Raw genomic sequence first — 19,583 nt, forward strand, 5'->3', positions numbered from 1 at the left:
CCACCGAGGACGGCGCGGCGCCGATCCCCCCAGGGTGCCCCGCGCCCGCAACGGAGTAAGCCAGGCATGCGGCTCATCATCAGGTCAGGCAGCCCTCGCGCCATCGACGAATGGCGTGAAAAATTCAAGATCCACGCGCCCGCCCTGGACGTGGTCGATTGGCACGACGACATCGACCCCGCCACCGTCGACTACGCCCTGGTCTGGGCCCCCGACCCCGGCCGCCTCGCCACCTTCCCCCGCCTCAAACTCATCATCAGCGCCGGCGCCGGCGTCGACCACATCGTCTCCGACCCCGCCTGGCCCCGCCACCTGCGCATCGCCCGCATGGTCACGCCGCGCACCGAAACCGAAATGGCCGAATACGTCCTGACCAGCGCCCTCATGCTGACCCGCGACGTCAAACGCGCCATCGACCAGCAAGCCCGCCGCCACTGGGAACTGTACGACTCCCTGCGCGTTGCCGCCGACATCCGCGTCGGCATCATGGGCCTGGGCCACCTGGGCATCGCCGCCGCCCGCCTGCTGTCCCGCGTCGGCTTCCCCGTCGCCGGCTGGTCGCGCGGCGCCAGCACCCTGCCCGACGGCCTGCCGTCCTACGCCGGCCAGGCCCAGTTCGGCGAATTCCTGTCCCGCACCGATCTCCTCGTGTGCCTGCTACCCGCCACCGAATCCACCCGCGGCATCCTCAACCGCGACACCTTCGCCCAACTCCCCCGCGGCGCCAGCCTCATCAACGCCGGCCGCGGCGCCCACATGGTCACCCAGGACGTCATTGACGCCCTGAACGCCGGCCACCTGCACCAGGCCGTCCTGGACGTCTTCGACCCCGAACCCCTGCCCCCAGACTCCCCCCTCTGGACCCACCCCAACATCATCATCACCCCCCACTGCGCGGCGATCCCCGACCGCGAAGAACGCGCCAGACACACCGCCTGGCTGATCGAAGCAAACGAACGCGGCGAAGCCCTCCCCAACATCTACGACCCGACACGCGGCTACTGATAGCCGCCGGCGCAAGCGCGCAGCGCCACCCGCCAAGCTGAAACGAGCAGAGCCTGGGGCGCCGGGGCAGTGGGGGTGCGGGGCGTGTAGATGCGCCCGACGGAATCCGAAGGAGTCGCCGAAGGCGAGGACGAGATGAGGACGGGGGGGGGCGCCTAGCCAAGTCCGGAGCGAAGGCTCCGGACCGCAATCGTAGCCCCGCACCCCCACTGCCCCGGCGCCCCAGGCGTCTAAAGAACTCCACCCGCCACCAGCAAAAAACCGCAAAATCTGCAAACGAACACGCCCTACATTGCTCCCCAAGGAGCCCGCACTTGAAACCCCAAACCAAAACCCAATACGCCCTCCGCATGGACCCCGTCCTGCGCTGGCTGGCAAGCAACCCCGACGCCGACCCGGACCTGTACCACCTGGCCGACCTCGCCTGCCTGTCCCCGTATCACTTCCATCGCGTCTACCGCGCCATGATGGGTGAAACGGTCAACGCCACCGTGCAACGCATCCGCATGCATCGCGCGGCGGTCGCATTGGGCGGCACCGGGGCTTCACTGCGAGACGTTGCGCAGCGAGCCGGCTACGAGTCGGACGCCGCCTTCAACCGAGCCTTCGGCGCCACCTTCGGCATCTCGCCGGGGCGCTACCGCGCGGCCCGCTCCCGACCCTTCGACCCTCAGGAGCAACGCATGTACCCCATCACCATTGAAACCTTCCCTGGCGCCGTTCTGGCCGCCTTGCGGCACCGTGGCAGCTACCAGGAGATCGGCCCCGTCTTCACCCGCGCCTTCATGCTGGCTGGCAGCCGCGGGCTGGCAATGCCCGAATCCATCGGCTTTGGCGTGTACTTGGACGACCCCGAACAAGTGCCCGTCAGCCAGCTGCGTTCCCTGGCCGGCATGTCCGTCGCGCCCGACGCCGACCTGGGCGACGAACTCGAACGCTTCGAGATCCCCGCCGGCCGCTGCGCCATCCTCACCCACACCGGGCCCTACAACGAAATGGACAAGCCCTATAACTGGATGTTCTCCCAATGGCTGCCCGGCAGTGGCGAAGTCCCCGCCGACTTTCCCATGTTCGAGCAATACCTGAACGACCCGCGCACCACCCCGCCCGCACAACTGCAGACGCGCATCTGCATGCCGCTGAAATAAGCGCGGCCGGTCGCGCCAGCGACGGCGACACCCCGGGGCCTGTCGATCCCGACAGGCCCTAGCCCAACACCCCCGCCAGATACTGCCGCAGCCATGCGTGCGCCGGATCGTCCTGGTAGCGCTCGTGCCAATACAGCGACACCGTGATCGCCGGCAGGCTCAGCGGCGCCTTCAACGTCACGATGCGCGCGCTGCCCGACATGGCCTTTGCGATGCTGACCGGCATCGTCGCGATCAGGTCCGAGGCCTCGACGATGAACGGGCACACCATGTAGCTCGACAGCGTTGCCACGATTCGCCGGCTGCGGTTCTGCCCCATCAGGATGCGATCGATCGCGGTGCTGAAATAGCGCGTATGGGCGGCCAGGTCCAGGTGCCCGTAGCTCAGGTAGGCATCCAGGTTCCAGCGCTTGCGCAGGCACGGGTGGCCTTCGCGCACGATGCACACCGCCGGCTCCTGGTACAGGAAGCGCGTGCGCAGATCCGGTGCGGGGTCGGGAAAGTACCCCGCGATCAATTCCACATGATTGGTGTCCAGCATGCTCAAGCCATGCTGCGGCCGCGCCGGCACGATCAGCAGCTGGAAATGCGGCGCGTCCACCGCCAGCCTGGGGATAAGTTTGGGCAGCAGCGTGTACTGCACATAGTCGGTCGCATAGAACGACAGGCTGCGCGACGAATGCGCCGGATCGAACACCTCGCGCGTGCGGGTGGCGCGGCGCCAGCTTTCGAGCAGGGGCTGAAAGCCCTGATGCAGCTCCTGCGCCCGCAACGTCGGTTGCCATGCACCGCCCTCGCGCACCAGCAGCGGATCGCCGAACAGCTGGCGCAGCCGGTTCATCGCCGCGCTCATCGCAGGCTGGCTGATGCCCAGCTGCTCGGCTGCCCGCGACACATTGCGGCAGGCCATCAGCGCATCGAAATGCAGCAGCAGATTCAGGTCCGGATTCTTCACGACTGCCCACCTATAAATGGCATCTATACCAATATAAACCGCCAGGGCTGCTGGCAGATGCCCGCCAAGCCTAGGATGTCCCCGTTGTTGCAGTGAACCCGAGGCAATGCCTCTCAGGCTGGACACGCATGATCCGGCTGCAAGGAAGTTCTATCAACAAGGGGAAACCAAGCCATGAACGCAGCGTTTATTCGCAAGTGCTGTCTTGCATTCGGGAGCGTCGCGCTGGCCGCGGCCGCCCTGCCGGCGCGAGCCGACTGGCCCGACAAAGTGATCCGCATTGTCGTGCCTTTCGCGGCGGGCGGTTCCACCGACCTGATCGCGCGCAAGGTCGCCGAAGGACTGGGTCAGCGCCTGTCCGCCAACGTCATCGTTGAAAATCGTCCCGGCGCGGGCGGCACCGTCGGCACCGACTACGTGGCGCGCCAGCCGCCCGATGGCTACACCATCCTGATGGGGTCCGTCAGCACGCACGGCAGCGCGCCCTGCGTGTATTCGAAGCTGCCCTACGACCCGGTCAAGGACTTCACGCCGCTGAGTGTGGTGGCCACCATTCCCAACGTGATGTCGGTCAACCAGTCGGTGCCGGCCAACACACTGCAGGAATTCGTAGCGCTGCTCAAGAAAGAGCCCGAGAAATACTCGTTCGCCTCCAACGGCCAGGGCACCTCCAACCACCTGGCGGCCGAACTGTTCAAGAACACGGCGGGCGTGTCCATGGTGCACGTGCCGTACCGGGGGTCGGGCCCGGCGCTGATCGACCTGGTGAGCGGCCAGATCAACATGATGATGGACGTGGTGATGACGTCCTACCCCTACATCAAGGACGGCAAGATCAAGGCGCTGGCGGTGACCTCGCCGCAGCGCTCCAGCATGCTGCCTGACGTACCCACGGTGGCCGAATCCGGCTATCCGGGCTACGAGGCCATGGTGTGGTTCGGCATGCTGGCGCCCGCCAAGCTGCCCGAACCGCTGCGCCAGAAGCTCACCGATGCGTTGGCGCAGACCCTGCACGCACCGGCCATGAAGACCTATCTGGAACAGCAGGGCGCGCAGGTATCTGAAGTGTCGGGCCCGGCCTTCGGCACCATGATCAAGGACGAAATCAACAAGTGGTGCGGCGTGGTCAAGCAGGCCGGCATCCACCTGGATTGAACGCGGCGGCGCCCTTCATTTTTCTCTGGGAAACACAAGCATGTATCGCATAGGGATAGACGTCGGCGGCACGTTCACCGACTTCACGATGATCGACGAAGACCGGGGCGTGGTGCACTTTCACAAAGTGCCGTCCACGCCGCAGGACCCGTCAGAGGCCATTGCCACCGGCATCGGCCAGATGCTGGCGGACCACGGGGTGTCACCGTCGCAGGTGTCGCACGTGGGTCATGGCACGACGGTGGCCACCAATCTCATCATCGAGCGCAAGGGCGCCCGCGTGGGGCTGATCACCACGCAGGGCTTTCGCGACGTGCTGGAGATCGGCCGGCAGACGCGTCCGCACCTCTACGACTACAGCGTCGGCAAACCGCCGGTGGCGGTGCCGCGTGAGTTCCGCGTCGAAGTGCGCGAACGCATCAATGCGCAAGGCGACGTACTGACCGCGCTGGACTCCGAACAGGTGCGCGCCGCGGCGCGCAAGTTCGCCCAGGCCGGCATCGACGCCGTGACGATCTGCTTTCTGCACGCCTACCGAAACCCGGCGCACGAGCAAGCCGCCGCGCGCATCGTGGCCGAAGAAATGCCCGATGCGTACGTGAGCCTGTCGTCCGAGGTGCTGCCCGAGTTCCGCGAGTACGAACGCCTGTCCACTACGGTGCTCAATGCCGCCGTAGGGCCGAAGATGGCGCGCTACCTCGAACGTTTTCTGCAACGCGTGCGCGATCTGGACATCGCCCACGAGCCGCATACCATCCATTCGAACGGCGGGCTGATGTCGATCGCCACCGTGCGCCAGTATCCGGTGCGCACTTGCCTGTCGGGGCCGGCCGCGGGCGTGGTGGGCGCCGCTGCGGTGGGGCGCGCCATCGGCAGCCTGAACCTGGTGACGTTCGACGTGGGCGGCACCAGCACCGATGTGTCGCTGATCTGCGACGGGCGGCCCTTGTTCACGTCACATCGCCAGGTGGCCGGCTATCCGGTCAAGACGCCGATGGTGGATATCCACGTGATCGGCGCGGGCGGCGGCAGCATTGCCTGGCTGGATGACGCGGGCGCCCTGAAGGTGGGGCCGCACAGCGCGGGCGCGGTGCCCGGGCCGGTGGGCTATGGGCGTGGCGGCACCGAGCCGACCATCACCGATGCCGAGATTGCCTTGCAGCGCCTGAACCCCGTGGCGCTCTTGAACGGACGCATGCCGGTGCACGCCGAGGCCGCGCGCCAGGTGATCGATGCGCGCGTGGCCCAGCCGCTGAGGCTGGACCGCGAAACGGCCGCCGAAGGCATCCTGCGGATCGCGGCGGCCAACATGAGCCGCGCCATCCGCGCCGTGTCCACCGAGCGGGGCTACGACCTGTCGCAGTTTGCGCTGTATGCCTACGGCGGCGCCGGCCCGCTGCATGCGGTGGAAGTCGCCGAGGAATGCGGCATTCCCGTGGTGATCGTGCCGCAGGAGCCCGGCACCATGTGTGCGCGCGGCATTCTCTTGAGCGATATCTCTTTCGACTTCGTGCGCAGCGAGATATCGCTGGCCAGCGAAGCCACCTGGGCGGGCGTGTCGGCGATCTTCGAGGGCCTGCGCGGGCAGGCCGGGCGCTGGCTGGACGACGAACGCGTCGAACCCTCGCTGCGCCTGACTCGCAGCGCCATTGACGCCCGCTACGAAGGCCAGAATTTCGAAGTGCAGGTCAGCCTGGACGACACCGGCGCGGGCGGCTACGCGGAATTCGCGCGGCGCTTCAACGAGGCGCACGAACGGGAATACGGCTACACGGTCGAGGACCGCAAGGTGCAGATCATCAACTGCCGCATGCAGGCCGTGGGCCAGGTCGTGAAGGCGCCGCTCGCGCCGCGCCATGTCGGTGGCACGTTGCTGGATGCCCGCATCGGCGAACGCCGCGCCTATTTCGGCGCCCGCCATGGCTGGCTGGACACGCCGGTGTATGACCGCGAACGCGTCCCCACCGGCGTGCGCTTCACCGGCCCCGCCCTGCTGGAAGAAATGAGCTCGACCACCGTCGTTGGCGCCGGCCAGGACGTCGTGGTCGACGAATTCGGCAACCTGATCATCCGTCTGCAAGGAGGCTGCGATGCGTGAAGCCAAAGAAGAATCGAGCGCGGCGCTGGCCGACCCCGTGGGCATGGAGGTGTTCTGCAACCGCCTGCTGTCGATTACCGAGGACATGAACAATACGCTGGTGCGTGCGTCGTTCTCGACCAACATCAAGGAACGCAAGGACTGCTCGGTGGCGCTGTTCGATGCCGCCGGGCGGCTGGTGGCGCAAGGCACGCAGATTCCGCTGCACCTGGGCTCGCTGGACGGCGCCATGGGCGCGATCCTGCGCACCTTCCCGCAGGGCGAGATTCGCGATGGCGACGTGTTCATCTGCAACGATCCCTACCTGGCGGACGGCAGCCACCTGCCCGACATCAACATCGTCACGCCGGTGTTCTGGGACGGCACGCTGCGGTTCTTTGCGGCCAACATCGCGCACCATTCCGACGTGGGCGGCGCGGTGCCGGGGTCCATCGCGGGCGGGCTGAAATCGATCTTCGAAGAAGGCATCCGCATTCCGGCCTGCCGCATCGCACGGGCCGGCGAGGTCGACGAAGACCTGCTGCGCCTGATCTGCGCCAACACCCGCGACCCCGAAGAACGCGTGCTGGACCTGCGGGTGCAGATGGCCACCAACCGCCGCGGCGCGGCCGCGGTGCAGGGCCTGATCCGCCAGATGGGCGTGGACGCCGTGCTGCGTTCGGTCGACGACGTCATCACGTATACGCGCCGGCGCCTGCTCAACCGCATCCAGGAACTGGCGCTGGGCAGCTACACCTTCCGCAGCGACCTGGACGACGACGGCATGGGCGGCGACCCCGTGCCGATCCAGGTGACGCTGACCGTCAGCCGCGACGGCCTGCACTTCGATTTCGAAGGCTCGGGCAAACAGGCGCGTGGTGCGATGAACCTGCCGTTCAACGCCCTGCGGGCCTGCGTGTACTACGCCGTGAAGGCGCTGCTGGATCCGGACCTGGCGCCCAACGCCGGCCTGTTCGATCCCATCCGCGTGTCGGCGCCGGTGGGCACCATCACCAACCCCGAACATCCGGCGGCGGTGGGGGCGCGCTCGATCACCGCGCAGAAAGTGGCGGGCGCCATCTTCGGCGCGTTCCGCGGCCTGCTGCCGGCGGAAAAGACCATGGCGTCCAGCAACGACTGCTGCCCCGCCATCGTGTTCTCGGGCCGCTGGCGCGAACGCGCGGGCCATTTCGTGTATCTGGAGACGCTGGGTGGCGGCGCCGGTGCGCGCTTCGATGCCGACGGCATGGATGCGGTGCACGTGCACATGACCAACACGTCGAACCTGCCCGTGGAAGCATTGGAAAACGAATACCCGCTGCTGATGGATGAGTACGCGATGATCCAGGACTCGGGCGGCGCGGGCCGCACGCGCGGCGGCATGGGCATTGCCAAGCAGATTCGCGCGGTGGGACCGGGCATCGTCTTTTCGGCGCGCTCGGACAGCCATACGGTGGGCGTGGCCGCAGGCGTGGATGGCGGTGGCGACGGGCGCCGGGCCCGCCTGATTCGCAATTTCGGTACGCCGGGTCAGGAAGTGCTGTTTTCCAAGACCGCCAACATCGCTTTGGCGCCGGGCGACAGCGTGCGCATCGAAACGCCGGGCGCGGGCGGCTATGGCGCGCCGGCCCAGCGCAGCCGCGCCCGCATCGAACGCGACCTGGCCGACGGCAAGATCAGCGCCGCGGCGGCGCAGGCGGACTACGGTTACGAGGCTACGCCACGTTGAGCGACATCGAATACTTCATTTTGTCGTGCGGGAACGTGGTGATGGTGGCCAGCAGCAAGACCCCGCCGCTGCCGTAGTAGCGGCGGGTGATGACAAAGCCTGCCGTCTTCGGTTCCACCTGAAGCTGCCGGGCGATACTGGCCGCAATCGGCGTGGCCGAGAATTCCTGGTTGACCTCGTGGATGCGGTTGCCGAAGTGGTCTTCGATCAGGCGCAGCAACGAGATGCGTGGCTGGATATCGGCGCGCAGGTCGGAATGCGCGGGGTCGGCGTAGATCAGCGTGCAGGCCACCGGCGTGTCCTGGTCGCCCAGCGTCTTGATCGAATTGATGTGCAGCCACGACTGGCCGGCCTCGCACCCCAGCGTTTCGGCCAGGCGCCGCGTCAGCTTGATGGTGCGTACGTCCTGCACCAGCAGCGCGGCATTGCGGGCGTATTGGAGCAGGTCGGGGAACTGCGAAATGCGCTGCGTGAAGCGGGTGCTGGCGCTGGCGGTCTCGACGCGCGTGCCCACGCCGGGCCGGCGCGACACCATGCCCGCCACGGTGAGCATGCGGATCGCTTCGCGGATAGTGTGGCGGCTGGCACCGAACTGGTCGCACAGTTCGTGCTCGGTGGGCAGCAACGTCATGACGGGGTAGCGGCCCGCGCCGATGTCGCGCGCCAGCTGCTGGTAGATGCTCTTGTAGCGCGGGCCGCCGGCGTCATCATCCGGGGCCTCGGCCCGGCCGCGCGCTTCGCGCGCGCCATGGGGCGCGGCCACGCGTTCTGAGGATCGGGTCATGGGGGCTCCTTTCTCGTTCTATCGGGGTTTGTACGGACAATAACCGATTGACAACGTTGTCTCGTCCGATCCATTATTTGTCCGGACATTCATGTACGGACAAATTGTACGGCCGACATGGGTTCGCGGGGCAAGCGGGGCGGTTCTTTTTTTTGCAGCGGCGCGTCCTTTCCCGATCAGGCGGCATCAGGCAGTTCTTGCAGTTCTCTTCCAATAAACGGGGGTTTTCATGGGCAAGGTACTTGCAGTGCTCGCGGCGGCGACGATGGCCGCCGGCGTGGGCGCGAACGCGCAGGCGCAGCAGAAACTGGTGGTCGCCGGCTACGGCGGCTCGTTCGAAGACATCATGCGGCAGGACATCTTCCCGCCCTTCGCCAAGCAGCATGGCGTTGAACTGGACTATGTGGCAGGCAACTCCACCAACACGGTGGCACGCCTGCAGGCCCAGAAAAGCAACCAGCAGATCGACGTCGCGATCATCGACGATGGCCCCATGTACCAGGCGATCGCCCTGGGCTTTTGCGCCCCGATCCAGGGGCTGCCCGCTGACGACATCTACGGCACCGCCCGCTACAAGGACGACAAGGCCGTGGCCATCGGCATCGTCGCCACGGGCATCATGTACAACAAGAAGGTCTTCGACGAACGCAAATGGGCCGCGCCCACGTCCTGGAAAGACCTGAAGGACCCCAAGTACAAGAAGCAGCTGGTGGTGCCGCCGCTGAACAATACCTACGGCCTGCACGCACTGGTGGAATACGCCCGCGAAGGCGGCGGCGGCGAAAAGAAGATCGACGCCGGCTTCAAGACCTTCAAGGACGAGGTCGGCCCCAACGTGCTGGTGTACGAGCCGTCGCCGGGCAAGATGACCGAACTGTTCTCCAGCGGCCAGGCCACCATCGCGGTCTGGGGCAGCGGCCGCGTCAAGGCCTTTGCCGACACCGGTTTCCCCGTGGGCTTCGTGTATCCCCAGGAAGGCGCCTACGCATTGTTGTCATCGGTGTGTCCGGTGGCCAAGGCCAACGCCAACCCGCTGGCACAGGCCTTCGTGAACTACCTGGTCAGCCCGCCGGTGCAGGAAAAGCTCGCCACCGCCTACGGCTATGGCCCGGTCAACAAGCAGGCCAAGGTGGCCGATGATCCGCGCGTGCCGCTACCGATCGGCAAGCGCGCCGCCGACCTGATCGTGATCGACTGGGACACCGTCAATCAGAACCGGGACGACTGGAACAAGCGCTGGACGCGGGAAATCGAGCGTTGAGGCAACGGCGGCGCATGCGCCGCCCGCAGGAGCATCCATGAGCTATCTCGTATTGAACCGCCTATCCAAGCGCTACGGCGACCTGACGGCCGTCGAGGACCTGAGCCTGTCCGTCAAGCGCGGCGAGTTCATCTCGCTGTTGGGCCCGTCCGGCTGCGGCAAGACCACCACCTTGCAGATGATCGCGGGCTTTGTCGAACCCAGCGGCGGCAGCATCGTGCTGGACGGCAAGGACGTCAGCAAGATGCCGGCCAACAAGCGCGGGCTGGGCATGGTGTTCCAGAACTACGCGCTGTTCCCGCACATGACCGCCGCCGAGAACGTGTCGTTCGGCCTGGAGATGCAGCGGGTGAAAAAGGACGAGCGCCAGGCCCGCGTGGCCGATGCGCTCAAGCTGGTGGGCCTGTCGCACCTGGCCGACCGCCATCCGGCGCGCATGTCGGGCGGGCAGCAGCAGCGCGTGGCGCTGGCCCGCGCGCTGGTCATCCGGCCCAGCGTGCTGCTGCTGGACGAGCCGCTGTCCAACCTGGATGCCAAGCTGCGCGAGGAAATGCAGCTGGAGTTGCGCAGCATCCAGCGCACGGTGGGCACCACCACCATCCTGGTCACGCACGACCAGTCCGAAGCGCTGGCGCTGTCGGACCGCATCGTGGTGATGAACCAGGGGCGGGTGGAACAGGTGGCCGATCCGTTCGAAGCCTACGAAGGGCCGGCCAGCCATTTCGTGGGCGGCTTCCTGGGCAAGGCCAACGTGTTCACGCCCACCGCGCAGCCCTTCGAAGGCGAGACGCGCGCACGCATCGGCGAAGCCCACATTCCCATGGACGGCCAGCCGGTGCCGCAGGGCGCGGTGATCGTGCGGCCCGAGAAAATCCTGTTTGCCGACGCGGGCGCCTGTGCCCTGCCCGGCCGCATGAAGACGCGCGTGTTCCAGGGCAACCATTGGCTCTGCCAGGTGGAAACGTCGGTGGGCGAAGTGATGGTGATCCGCCAGAACGACGGCGTGCCGGTGCCGGCCGAAGGCCAGCCGGTGCACCTGCGCTGGCGCGCGCAGGACATGTGTTCTGTCGCCGGGAAGCCCACGCCATGAGCGCGCGTGCCAACCCCTGGTTGCTGAGCGCACCGGCGCTGGCGGTGTACGCCACCTTCCTGGTGGTGCCGATGGCGCTGGTGTTTCTGATCAGCTTCTTCGACTTCCAGTTCTACGGCGGCATGCAGGCCACGTTCACCTGGAAGAATTACCTGGAAATCCTGGGCGACGGCTATTACTACGAGATCTACGCCCGCACCTTTGGCGTGGCGGCGCTGGTCACCGTGGCCTGCCTGGTGCTGGGTACGGCCGAAGCCTATGTGCTGTCGCGCATGACCAATCCCTGGAAGGGCCTGTTCCTGATGGTGGTGCTGGGGCCGTTGCTGATTTCGGTGGTGGTGCGCACACTGGGCTGGGCCTTGCTGTTCGGGTCCACCGGTCTCATCAACAAGGCTCTGATGGGCATCGGCCTGGTGTCCACGCCGATTGACCTGATGTACAGCAACCTGGGGGTGGGCATTGCGTTGACCCACGTGCTGGTGCCGTTCATGGTGATTTCGGTGTGGGCCTCGTTGCAGCGGATCAATCCGTCCACCGAAGCGGCGGCGCTGTCGCTGGGCGCCAGCCAGTTCACCGTGATCCGCCGCGTCATCGTGCCGCAGGTCATGCCGGGCATTCTGTCGGGCGCGATCATGGTGTTCGCCATGGCCGCCAGCTCGTTCGCCACGCCGGCCATCATCGGCGGCCGCCGCCTGAAAAACGTGGCCACCGCGGCCTACGACGAGTTCCTGAACACACTGAACTGGCCGCTGGGCGCGGCGCTGGCCGTGGTGCTGCTGGTGGCGACCGTGGTGGTGCTGCTGTCGGCCAACCGCATCATGGAGCGTCGCTACGGCGCGGTGTTCAACCAATCGGGGGCCTGACATGAATTTTCGCAATGGTCCGATCGGCCTGGTGTTTCACACCCTGTTCATTCTGTTCATCCTGGCGCCCATCGTGATGGTGTGCGCGGTGGCCTTCACGTCCGAAGGTTTCATCTCGCTGCCCAGCGGCGGCCTGTCGCTGCGCTGGTTTCGCGCCATCCTGGACAACCCGCGCTTCGTCGAAGCGTTCTGGTTCAGCCTGGGCCTGGGCACCCTGTCGGCCACCGTGGCGATCGCGCTGGCGGTGCCCAGCGCACTGGCGCTGGCCCGCAACCGTTTCCGCGGCCGCGAGGCGCTGGTGGCGTTCTTCCTGTCGCCGCTGATGATTCCGCACGTGGTGCTGGGCCTGGCCTTCCTGAAGTTCTTCACCACCGTGAACCTGGCCGGCACGTATGTGGGCCTGGTCGTGGCGCACGTCATCCTGGTCATGCCTTATGCGCTGCGGCTGGTGCTGGCGTCGGCCACCGGCATCGACCCGGCGCTGGAGCGCGCTGCGCAATCGCTGGGCGCGTCGAACTGGACGGCGTTCCGGCGCGTGGTGCTGCCGCTGTTGCTGCCGGGCGTGGTGAGCGGCTGGGTGATTGCCTTCATCACCAGCTTCGATGAACTGACCATGTCGATCTTCATTGCCTCGCCGTCGACCACTACGCTGCCGGTGCGCATCTTCCTGCACATCGAAGACACCATCGATCCGTTGGTGACGGCGGTGTCGGCCGTGCTGATCTACGTGACGATCATCGCCATCTTCATCCTGGACCGCCTGGTCGGCCTGGAAAAGCTGTTTGTTGGAAAGGGACGCTAATGACGGACGAAAAAGAGTTGGCGCCGCGCGCGCCGGTGCACCGGGGCATCTACGATGCCGCGGTGATCGGCGGCGGACTGGTCGGCTCCGCCGTGGCCTACGGGCTGCGGCGCGAACTGGATCACGTGGCCGTGCTGGACGAAGGCGATGTCGCGTACCGCGCATCGCGCGGCAACTTCGGCCTGGTGTGGGTGCAGAGCAAGGGCATGGGCCTGCCGCGCTATGGCGTCTGGACCATGACGTCGGCCACGGCCTGGCCGCAACTGGCGGCGCTGCTGCAGGAAGAGACCGGCGTCGACGTGCACCTGGAGCAGCGCGGCGGCCTGCACGCGCTGTTGAGCGACGAAGAAATGGACGCACGCGCCACCTTCATGAAGACGCTGCTGGCGCAGCCCGGCATGGCGCAATACGACTGGAAGATGCTGGACCGCGCCGAGGTGGCCGACCTGGTGCCCGGCATCGGCCCGGAGGTGCGCGGCGCGACCTGGACGCCGGTCGACGGCATCGCCAATCCGCTCAAGCTGCTGCGCGCGCTGCACATGAGTTTTGCACAGCGGGTTGTGGATTACTTGCCGCGCAGTCCGGCGCAGCAGATCCGCCAGCGCGACGGTGTGTTCGAGATTGCCACGCCCACCGGCACCGTGCGCGCGCGCAAGGTGGTGCTGGCCGGCGGGCTGTCCAACAAGGCGCTGGGCGAACAAGTCGGCCTGGCCGTGCCGGTACGGCCGCAACGTGGTCAGATCGTGGTGCTGGAACGCACCCGCCGCCTGCTGGAAACGCCGCTGTCGACCTTGCGCCAGACCGACGAAGGTACCTGGCTGATCGGCGATTCTCAGGAAGAAGCCGGCTATGTGGACAACCTGGTGGGCCTGCCCATCCTGGGTACGTTGGCCGATCGCGCGCTGCGCACGCTGCCGGCGCTGCGCGAGGTGCGCGTGGTGCGCAGCTGGGCCGCGCTGCGCGTGATGTCGCAAGACGGCTTTCCGATCTACCAGCAATCCGAAACGTGTCCCGGGGCCTTCGTGGCCACCTGTCATAGCGGCGTGACGCTGGCCGCCGCGCACGCGCTCAAACTTGCGCCCATGATCGCCGCCGGCAAGCTGGCCGACGACATGGCGCCCTTCTCGACCCGGAGGTTCCATGTTCAAGAGGCTTGATGAGGCTCAGCGCCAGGCGCAGGGCGCGCCGGTGCGGGTAACGGTCAACGGCGCCGACCTGCAATGCCGCCAGGGCGACAGCGTCGCCGCGGCGCTGTTTGCCGGCGGCATGCAGGCCTGTCGCGATACGGCCGTGGGCGAGGTGCCGCGCGGACCCTATTGCATGATGGGCGTGTGCTACGACTGCCTGGTCACCATCGATGGCCAGGCGAACCAGCAGGGCTGCATGACGGCCGTGCGCGAAGGCATGAAGATCGAGCGCCAGCTGGGCGCGCGCAAGGTGCAGGCATGATCGAGACGACGCAATGCGATTTGCTGGTGGTGGGCGCCGGCCCCGCCGGCCTGGGTGCCGCGACGACGGCCGCGCGCCTGGGCGTGGATACGGTGCTGCTGGACGAGCAACCCGCGCCCGGCGGGCAGATCTACCGCGCCATCACCACCACGCCGGTGACCAACCGCGCGATCCTGGGGCCGGACTATTGGCACGGCGCTTCGCTGGTCGAGCCGTTTCAGCAATCCGGCGCGCGCTATGTGCCGGGCGCGACCGTCTGGGCCGTGGCCGAACGCACCGCGCCGCAACCTGAACGGGGCTTCGAGGTGGCCTATTCGGTGGCGGGCCAGGCGCGCATCCTGCATGCGCGCCGGCTGCTGTTGGCCACCGGCGCGCAGGAACGGCCCTTTCCGATTCCGGGTTGGACGCTGCCAGGCGTCATCACCGCGGGCGCAGCGCAGATCCTGTTGAAGTCCGCCGGCATGGTGCCCAGCGACCGCACGGTGTTGGCCGGCAGCGGCCCTCTGCTGTACCTGGTGGCCTGGCAATACCTGAACGCGGGGGTGAAGATCGACGCCCTGCTCGAAACGACGCCACCCGGACGCTTGCGCCAGGCGCTGCCCAAGGTGTGGGGCTTTCTGCGTTCGCCCTACCTGGGCAAGGGCCTGTCGCTGCTGCGCGCCGTGAAAGCCGCCGTGCCCATCGTCAAGGGCGTGACGGCGTTGGAAGCGTTGGGCGATGGCAAGCTGGAAAGCGTGCGTTACACCGTGGGCGGTGTGACCAAGACCTTGCCGGCGCAGCAGCTGATGCTGCACCAGGGCGTGGTGCCCAACGTCAACCTGTCGCGCGCCATCGGCATCGAACACCGCTGGAACGGCGCGCTGGACTGTTGGGAACCCGACGTGGACGGTTGGGGCCTGACGTCGGTGGACGGCGTGGGCATGGCGGGCGACGGCGCCGGCATTGCCGGTGCGCTGGCGGCCGAACAGCGTGGCCGCCTGGCCGCGTTGCAGGCGGCGCATCTGCTGGGCCGCATCGACGCTGCCCGCCGCGACAACGAGGCTGCCGCGCCCCGCGCCGCCTTGGCGCGTGCCGTGCGTGGCCGTGAGTTCTTCGACGCGCTGTACAAGGCGCCCGAAGCCCTGCGCCGCCCCACCGGCGACACCATCGTCTGCCGCTGCGAGGAAGTCACCGCGGCGCAGGTGCGCGACACCGTCAAGCTGGGTTGCAGCGGTCCGAACCAGATGAAGGCCTTCCTGCGTTGCGGCATGGGTCCGTGCCAGGGGCGGTTCTGCGGCCTGACCGTGTCGGAGATCATCGCCGAGGAACGCGGCGTGCCGGTCCAGGAAGTGGGCTACTACCGCCTGCGCTTCCCGACCAAGCCGCTGACCCTGGGCGAGCTGGCGTCGCTGCCGCAGACCGATGATTCCCGCCAGGCAGTGGTGCGCCTGAAAAAATAGGAGGGCCGACATGACGGACGCTTCCCGGTCGGCCGCGGTCATCATCATCGGCGGCGGCCTGCACGGCAGTTCGGCCGCCCTGCATCTGGCGCGTGCGGGCGTGCCGGCGCTGGTGATCGAAAAGAACTACGTCGGCCGCCATGCGTCAGGTGTCAACGCGGGCGGCGTGCGCACGCTGGCGCGGCATCTGGCCGAGGTGCCGCTGGCGCTGGCCTCGCGCGAGCTCTGGTATCGCATCGGCGAGCTGGTCGACGACGACTGTGGCTTCGAACAGCACGGCCAGGTGCGCGTGGCCGAGAACGAGGCGGATGCGGCCACGCTGCGCGAGCGGCTGGCCACGATGCAGGCGCATGGCTATACGCACGAACAATGGATCTCGCGCGAAGATCTGCTGGCGATGATTCCGGCCTTGGCGCCGTCGGTGCACGGTGGCCTGATCGCGCGTGAAGACGCCGCCGCCGACCCCTATCGGACCACGCTGGCATTCCGCCGCAAGGCGGCCAGCCTGGGCGCGCGCTTCCTGGAAGGGGTACGGGTGCAGCGCACCGCACGCGAAGCCGGCCAATGGCGCGTCGAGACGGACGCCGGGGTCTACACCGCGCCGCAGATCCTCAATTGCGCGGGCGCCTGGGCCGATCGCGTGGCGGCCGACTGGGGCGAACCGGTGCCGCTGGTCGCCATCAGCCCCATGATGCTGGTGACGCTGCGCATGGACCATTTCCTGGATGCCGTAGTGCTGGGCACCGGCCGTCCGCTGTCGTTCAAGCAACGCGCCAACGGCACGGTGCTGATCGGTGGCGGCCGTCGCGCCTGGGTGGACCGCGATGCCGAATGGACCGAGCTGGATTTCCGTTCGTTGGCCGAGGGTGCGCGTACCGTCTGCGACCTGTTTCCTCACATGCGCGGCGCGGTGGTGAACCGCGGCTGGGCCGGCATCGAAGCCGCCATGCCCGATGAAATCCCCGTCATCGGCCGCAGCCGCCGCCACGAGACCGCCTTCCATGCCTTCGGCTTTTCGGCGCATGGCTTCGAGCTGGGCCCTGTCGTGGGCCGTATCATGGCCGACCTGATCACCACCGGGGCGACCGATCTTCCGATCGCGCCCTTCGCCATCGATCGTTTCGCCAGCGCCGCGCAGGCGCCGGCCTCATTCCCCAAGGAGCAGCATCCATGACTGATATCGTGCGCAAGGACTCCAACCAGCGCCTGAGCCGCATCGTGATCCACGGCGACACGGTGTACGTTGCCGGCGTCACCTCGTCGGCGGCCGGCGGCATTGCCGAACAGACGCGCGACGTGTTGGCCAAGATCGACGGCTATCTGGCACAGGCCGATACCGACAAGACGCGGCTGCTGTCGGTGCAGATCTGGTTGAAAGACATCGACCGTGATTTTGCCGGCATGAACGCCGTGTGGGCCGAGTGGGCGCCGGCCAATGCCTTGCCCACCCGCGCCACCTGCGAGGCCAAGCTGGCCTCGCCCGACCTGCTGGTCGAGATCATCGTCACGGCCGCCAAGCGGCCGGGGTATGTGGGCGGGCCGGTGTCGGAAGCCTGATCCCCGCCAGGTTCAGCGGGCCGGTGTCTGAAAGCTGACCTGGGCCGGACGGCCGGGCAGGTTCAGCGTGGCAGTGGCTGGCGGCATGGTCGCGACCACGTTGCCGGCGCGCAGCACCATCAGGCGCGTGGCGCGCAGGCGCAGCGCCTCGACCGGATCTCGCGCTTGCAGCAGCACCAGGTCGGCACGCTTGCCCACGGCCAGGCCTGTGTCGTCCAGGCCCAGGATGGCGGCCGGCGTGGCCGTCACGGCCTGGAAACAGGCGCGCATGGCGTCCTGGCCGGTCATCTGGGCCACGTGCAGGCCCATGTGCGCCACTTCCAGCATGTCGCCCGAACCCAGGCTGTACCACGGGTCCATCACGCAGTCGTGGCCGAAGGCCACCGGCACGCCGGCGGCCAGCAGTTCGGGCACGCGCGTCATGCCGCGGCGCTTGGGATAGGTGTCGTGGCGGCCTTGCAGCGTGATGTTGATCAGCGGGTTGGCAATCGCCGACACGCCGGCTTCGCGCATCAGCGGGATCAGCTTGGACACGTAGTAGTTGTCCATCGAATGCATGGACGTCAGGTGCGAACCCGTCACGCGGCCTTGCAGGCCCAGGCGCTGCGTGTGATACGCCAGCGTCTCGATGTGACGCGACAGCGGATCGTCGCTTTCGTCGCAATGCATGTCCACGCGCAGGCCGCGTTCGGCGGCCAGCTCGCACAGGATGCGCACGGATTCCGCGCCGTCCTGCATGGTGCGTTCGAAGTGGGGAATGCCGCCCACCACGTCCACGCCCATGTCCAGCGCCCGCTTCAGGTTGTCCAGCGCGCCGGGCGCGCGCAGCACGCCGTCCTGCGGGAAGGCCACCAGTTGCAGGTCCAGGTAGGGTTTGACCTTTTCGCGCACGTGCAGCAGCGCTTCCACGGCCAGCAGGCGCGGATCGCACACGTCCACGTGCGAGCGAATCGCCAGGAGGCCGCGGGCCACGGCCCAGTCGCAATAGGCCAGCGCGCGTTCGACCAGCGCTTCCTGCGTCAGCAGCGGCTTGAGCTCGCCCCACAGCGCGATGCCTTCGAGCAGCGTGCCCGACTGGTTCACGCGCGGCAGGCCGAACGACAGGGTTGAGTCCATGTGAAAGTGCGCATCGACGAACGGCGGCGCCACCAGCTGGCCGGCGGCGTCTATCGTCTGGGCCGCCTCGGCCTTCAGGGCCGGTTCGAGCGCGGCGATGCGGCCCCGGGCCACGCCGATGTCGATGTGCTGGCGGCCGTCGGGCAGCGTGCAGTTCTTGATGATCAGATCGAGCATAGTCACACCTTGTGGATTACCGTTCGCCCTTGCGGTAGGGCTTCATCAGGGCCTGCGGGTAGGCGGCGCGGCGCGCCATCACCACCAGGGCCAGGATGGACAGGATATAGGGCAGCATCAGGTACACCTGGTACGGCAGTTCCGGCAGGCCTGGCAAGGCCGCCCCGCCCTGCTGCAGGCGCAGCTGCAGCGCGTCGAAGAACGCAAAGATCAACGCGCCCAGCAGCGCCTTGCCGGGGCGCCACGAGGCAAACACCACCAGCGCCACGCAGACCCAGCCACGGCCGTTGACCATATTGAAGAAGAACGCATTGAAGGCCGCCAGCGTCAGGAAGCTGCCGGCCACGCCCATCAGCGCCGAACCGGCCACGATGGCACCCATGCGCAGCCGCGTGACCGACAGGCCCTGGCCTTCGGCGGCGGCGGGGTTCTCGCCCACCATGCGGATCGCCAGGCCGACCGGCGTGCGGTTCAGCACCCAGGCCAGGATCGGCACCGCGGCCAGCGCCAGCAGCGTCATCGGCGTCTGGCCGGCCAGTACCGGGCCGATCAGCGGAATGCCATCCAGGAACTTCATTTCCGCGAACGGCGTGATGGTGGGCGGGGTGTTCACGCTGGGAAACGTGACGCGGTAGGCGAAGTAGCTCAGGCTGGTGGCCAGCAGCGTCACGCCCAGGCCTGACACGTGCTGGGACAGGCCCAGGGGCACCGTCAGCACGGCGTGCAGCAGGCCGAACACGGCGCCCGCAAACGCGGCCGCCAGCACGCCCACGTACAGCGGCGCGCCCAGGTACACCACCAGCCAGCCGGTGAAGGCGCCGGCGGCCATGATGCCTTCGATGCCCAGGTTCAGCACGCCGGCGCGTTCGCACAGCAGCACGCCCAGCGTGCCCAGGATCAGCGGCGTCGCCAGCCGCAACACGGCGACCCAGAAGGCCGCGGAACTCAACAGGTCCATCCATTCCATGGCGTGCTC

General features: G+C 67.5%; 18 protein-coding genes. 14 read left to right on the forward strand and 4 right to left on the reverse strand.

Annotated elements, in window-relative coordinates; all coding sequences use genetic code 11:
- Window positions 1-66: 66 nt before the first annotated feature.
- Both AC6LJ2_RS20870 and AC6LJ2_RS20875 read left to right on the forward strand, forming a co-directional pair.
- Window positions 67-1,005 carry a 2-hydroxyacid dehydrogenase gene (locus AC6LJ2_RS20870; RefSeq protein ID WP_498152090.1) on the forward strand — a complete coding sequence of 313 codons (939 nt, stop codon included), beginning with the start codon at window positions 67-69 and terminating at the stop codon, window positions 1,003-1,005.
- Window positions 1,006-1,319: 314 nt separating this feature from the next.
- Window positions 1,320-2,153 carry an AraC family transcriptional regulator gene (locus AC6LJ2_RS20875; protein ID WP_498152091.1) on the forward strand — a complete coding sequence of 278 codons (834 nt, stop codon included), beginning with the start codon at window positions 1,320-1,322 and terminating at the stop codon, window positions 2,151-2,153.
- Between the two features lie 58 nt (window positions 2,154-2,211).
- Here the strand turns inward: AC6LJ2_RS20875 and AC6LJ2_RS20880 are convergent, their stop codons facing one another.
- Entirely contained in the window at window positions 2,212-3,108 is an 897-nt protein-coding gene (locus AC6LJ2_RS20880) for a LysR family transcriptional regulator (RefSeq protein ID WP_263915664.1), read from the reverse strand.
- Window positions 3,109-3,282: 174 nt separating this feature from the next.
- Here AC6LJ2_RS20880 and AC6LJ2_RS20885 point away from each other — a divergent pair, with 174 nt between their 5' ends.
- Genes AC6LJ2_RS20885 through AC6LJ2_RS20895 form a run of 3 tightly spaced genes read left to right on the forward strand, consistent with a single transcriptional unit; the run spans window position 3,283 to window position 8,069 of the window.
- Entirely contained in the window at window positions 3,283-4,263 is a 981-nt protein-coding gene (locus AC6LJ2_RS20885) for a Bug family tripartite tricarboxylate transporter substrate binding protein (RefSeq protein WP_498152092.1), read from the forward strand.
- A gap of 40 nt (window positions 4,264-4,303) precedes the next feature.
- Window positions 4,304-6,361: a hydantoinase/oxoprolinase family protein gene (locus AC6LJ2_RS20890; protein WP_498152093.1), complete on the forward strand. Its 2,058-nt coding sequence runs from the start codon at window positions 4,304-4,306 to the stop codon at window positions 6,359-6,361.
- Window positions 6,354-8,069, forward strand: coding sequence for a hydantoinase B/oxoprolinase family protein (locus AC6LJ2_RS20895; RefSeq protein WP_498152094.1), 1,716 nt, complete (start codon window positions 6,354-6,356; stop codon window positions 8,067-8,069). Before AC6LJ2_RS20890 ends, AC6LJ2_RS20895 begins: the two co-directional genes overlap by 8 nt.
- Here the strand turns inward: AC6LJ2_RS20895 and AC6LJ2_RS20900 are convergent.
- Entirely contained in the window at window positions 8,056-8,853 is a 798-nt protein-coding gene (locus tag AC6LJ2_RS20900) for a GntR family transcriptional regulator (RefSeq protein ID WP_263915668.1), read from the reverse strand. The genes AC6LJ2_RS20895 and AC6LJ2_RS20900 overlap by 14 nt on opposite strands.
- Before the next feature lie 229 nt (window positions 8,854-9,082).
- On the opposite strand from AC6LJ2_RS20900, the gene AC6LJ2_RS20905 reads away from it, so the two are divergent.
- The 9 genes from AC6LJ2_RS20905 to AC6LJ2_RS20945 are packed head-to-tail and all read left to right on the forward strand — an operon-like array spanning window position 9,083 to window position 17,314.
- On the forward strand, window positions 9,083-10,114 hold the full coding sequence (locus AC6LJ2_RS20905; protein ID WP_498152095.1) for an ABC transporter substrate-binding protein: 1,032 nt from the start codon (window positions 9,083-9,085) through the stop codon (window positions 10,112-10,114).
- A 37-nt stretch (window positions 10,115-10,151) separates the two neighbouring features.
- Window positions 10,152-11,204: an ABC transporter ATP-binding protein gene (locus AC6LJ2_RS20910; RefSeq protein ID WP_263915670.1), complete on the forward strand. Its 1,053-nt coding sequence runs from the start codon at window positions 10,152-10,154 to the stop codon at window positions 11,202-11,204.
- Window positions 11,201-12,067 (forward strand): ABC transporter permease, encoded by an 867-nt coding sequence (locus AC6LJ2_RS20915; protein ID WP_498152096.1) that lies wholly within the window; start codon window positions 11,201-11,203, stop codon window positions 12,065-12,067. The genes AC6LJ2_RS20910 and AC6LJ2_RS20915 overlap by 4 nt, the downstream gene beginning before the upstream one ends.
- 1 nt (window position 12,068) lies before the next feature.
- Window positions 12,069-12,869: an ABC transporter permease gene (locus tag AC6LJ2_RS20920; RefSeq protein ID WP_263915672.1), complete on the forward strand. Its 801-nt coding sequence runs from the start codon at window positions 12,069-12,071 to the stop codon at window positions 12,867-12,869.
- Window positions 12,869-14,026, forward strand: a complete 1,158-nt coding sequence (locus AC6LJ2_RS20925; protein ID WP_263915673.1) for an FAD-dependent oxidoreductase — start codon at window positions 12,869-12,871, stop codon at window positions 14,024-14,026. Before AC6LJ2_RS20920 ends, AC6LJ2_RS20925 begins: the two co-directional genes overlap by 1 nt.
- Window positions 14,010-14,318 carry a (2Fe-2S)-binding protein gene (locus AC6LJ2_RS20930; protein WP_025141130.1) on the forward strand — a complete coding sequence of 103 codons (309 nt, stop codon included), beginning with the start codon at window positions 14,010-14,012 and terminating at the stop codon, window positions 14,316-14,318. Before AC6LJ2_RS20925 ends, AC6LJ2_RS20930 begins: the two co-directional genes overlap by 17 nt.
- Complete coding sequence (locus AC6LJ2_RS20935) at window positions 14,315-15,757, forward strand: FAD/NAD(P)-dependent oxidoreductase (RefSeq protein ID WP_498152097.1); 1,443 nt, start codon at window positions 14,315-14,317, stop codon at window positions 15,755-15,757. The genes AC6LJ2_RS20930 and AC6LJ2_RS20935 overlap by 4 nt, the downstream gene beginning before the upstream one ends.
- A gap of 10 nt (window positions 15,758-15,767) precedes the next feature.
- Window positions 15,768-16,931, forward strand: coding sequence for an NAD(P)/FAD-dependent oxidoreductase (locus tag AC6LJ2_RS20940; protein ID WP_263915675.1), 1,164 nt, complete (start codon window positions 15,768-15,770; stop codon window positions 16,929-16,931).
- Window positions 16,928-17,314 (forward strand): RidA family protein, encoded by a 387-nt coding sequence (locus AC6LJ2_RS20945; RefSeq protein ID WP_263915676.1) that lies wholly within the window; start codon window positions 16,928-16,930, stop codon window positions 17,312-17,314. Before AC6LJ2_RS20940 ends, AC6LJ2_RS20945 begins: the two co-directional genes overlap by 4 nt.
- Before the next feature lie 12 nt (window positions 17,315-17,326).
- Here AC6LJ2_RS20945 and AC6LJ2_RS20950 read toward each other — a convergent pair whose 3' ends face one another.
- Window positions 17,327-18,607, reverse strand: a complete 1,281-nt coding sequence (locus tag AC6LJ2_RS20950; protein ID WP_498152098.1) for an amidohydrolase family protein — start codon at window positions 18,605-18,607, stop codon at window positions 17,327-17,329.
- A 16-nt stretch (window positions 18,608-18,623) separates the two neighbouring features.
- Window positions 18,624-19,574, reverse strand: a complete 951-nt coding sequence (locus tag AC6LJ2_RS20955; protein WP_025141125.1) for an ABC transporter permease — start codon at window positions 19,572-19,574, stop codon at window positions 18,624-18,626.
- Window positions 19,575-19,583: the final 9 nt, after the last annotated feature.

The sequence above is a fragment of the Achromobacter sp. 1014246743 genome (assembly GCF_059760725.1).

Coding starts and splice junctions, on each gene's coding strand:
- AC6LJ2_RS20870 (WP_498152090.1), top strand. CDS start 67: ATGCGGCTCATCATCAGGTCAGGCAGCCCTCGCGCCATCGACGAATGG.
- AC6LJ2_RS20885 (WP_498152092.1), top strand. CDS start 3,283: ATGAACGCAGCGTTTATTCGCAAGTGCTGTCTTGCATTCGGGAGCGTC.
- AC6LJ2_RS20890 (WP_498152093.1), top strand. CDS start 4,304: ATGTATCGCATAGGGATAGACGTCGGCGGCACGTTCACCGACTTCACG.
- AC6LJ2_RS20895 (WP_498152094.1), top strand. CDS start 6,354: ATGCGTGAAGCCAAAGAAGAATCGAGCGCGGCGCTGGCCGACCCCGTG.
- AC6LJ2_RS20900 (WP_263915668.1), bottom strand. CDS start 8,853: ATGACCCGATCCTCAGAACGCGTGGCCGCGCCCCATGGCGCGCGCGAA.
- AC6LJ2_RS20905 (WP_498152095.1), top strand. CDS start 9,083: ATGGGCAAGGTACTTGCAGTGCTCGCGGCGGCGACGATGGCCGCCGGC.
- AC6LJ2_RS20910 (WP_263915670.1), top strand. CDS start 10,152: ATGAGCTATCTCGTATTGAACCGCCTATCCAAGCGCTACGGCGACCTG.
- AC6LJ2_RS20915 (WP_498152096.1), top strand. CDS start 11,201: ATGAGCGCGCGTGCCAACCCCTGGTTGCTGAGCGCACCGGCGCTGGCG.
- AC6LJ2_RS20920 (WP_263915672.1), top strand. CDS start 12,069: ATGAATTTTCGCAATGGTCCGATCGGCCTGGTGTTTCACACCCTGTTC.
- AC6LJ2_RS20925 (WP_263915673.1), top strand. CDS start 12,869: ATGACGGACGAAAAAGAGTTGGCGCCGCGCGCGCCGGTGCACCGGGGC.
- AC6LJ2_RS20930 (WP_025141130.1), top strand. CDS start 14,010: ATGTTCAAGAGGCTTGATGAGGCTCAGCGCCAGGCGCAGGGCGCGCCG.
- AC6LJ2_RS20935 (WP_498152097.1), top strand. CDS start 14,315: ATGATCGAGACGACGCAATGCGATTTGCTGGTGGTGGGCGCCGGCCCC.
- AC6LJ2_RS20940 (WP_263915675.1), top strand. CDS start 15,768: ATGACGGACGCTTCCCGGTCGGCCGCGGTCATCATCATCGGCGGCGGC.
- AC6LJ2_RS20945 (WP_263915676.1), top strand. CDS start 16,928: ATGACTGATATCGTGCGCAAGGACTCCAACCAGCGCCTGAGCCGCATC.
- AC6LJ2_RS20950 (WP_498152098.1), bottom strand. CDS start 18,607: ATGCTCGATCTGATCATCAAGAACTGCACGCTGCCCGACGGCCGCCAG.
- AC6LJ2_RS20955 (WP_025141125.1), bottom strand. CDS start 19,574: ATGGAATGGATGGACCTGTTGAGTTCCGCGGCCTTCTGGGTCGCCGTG.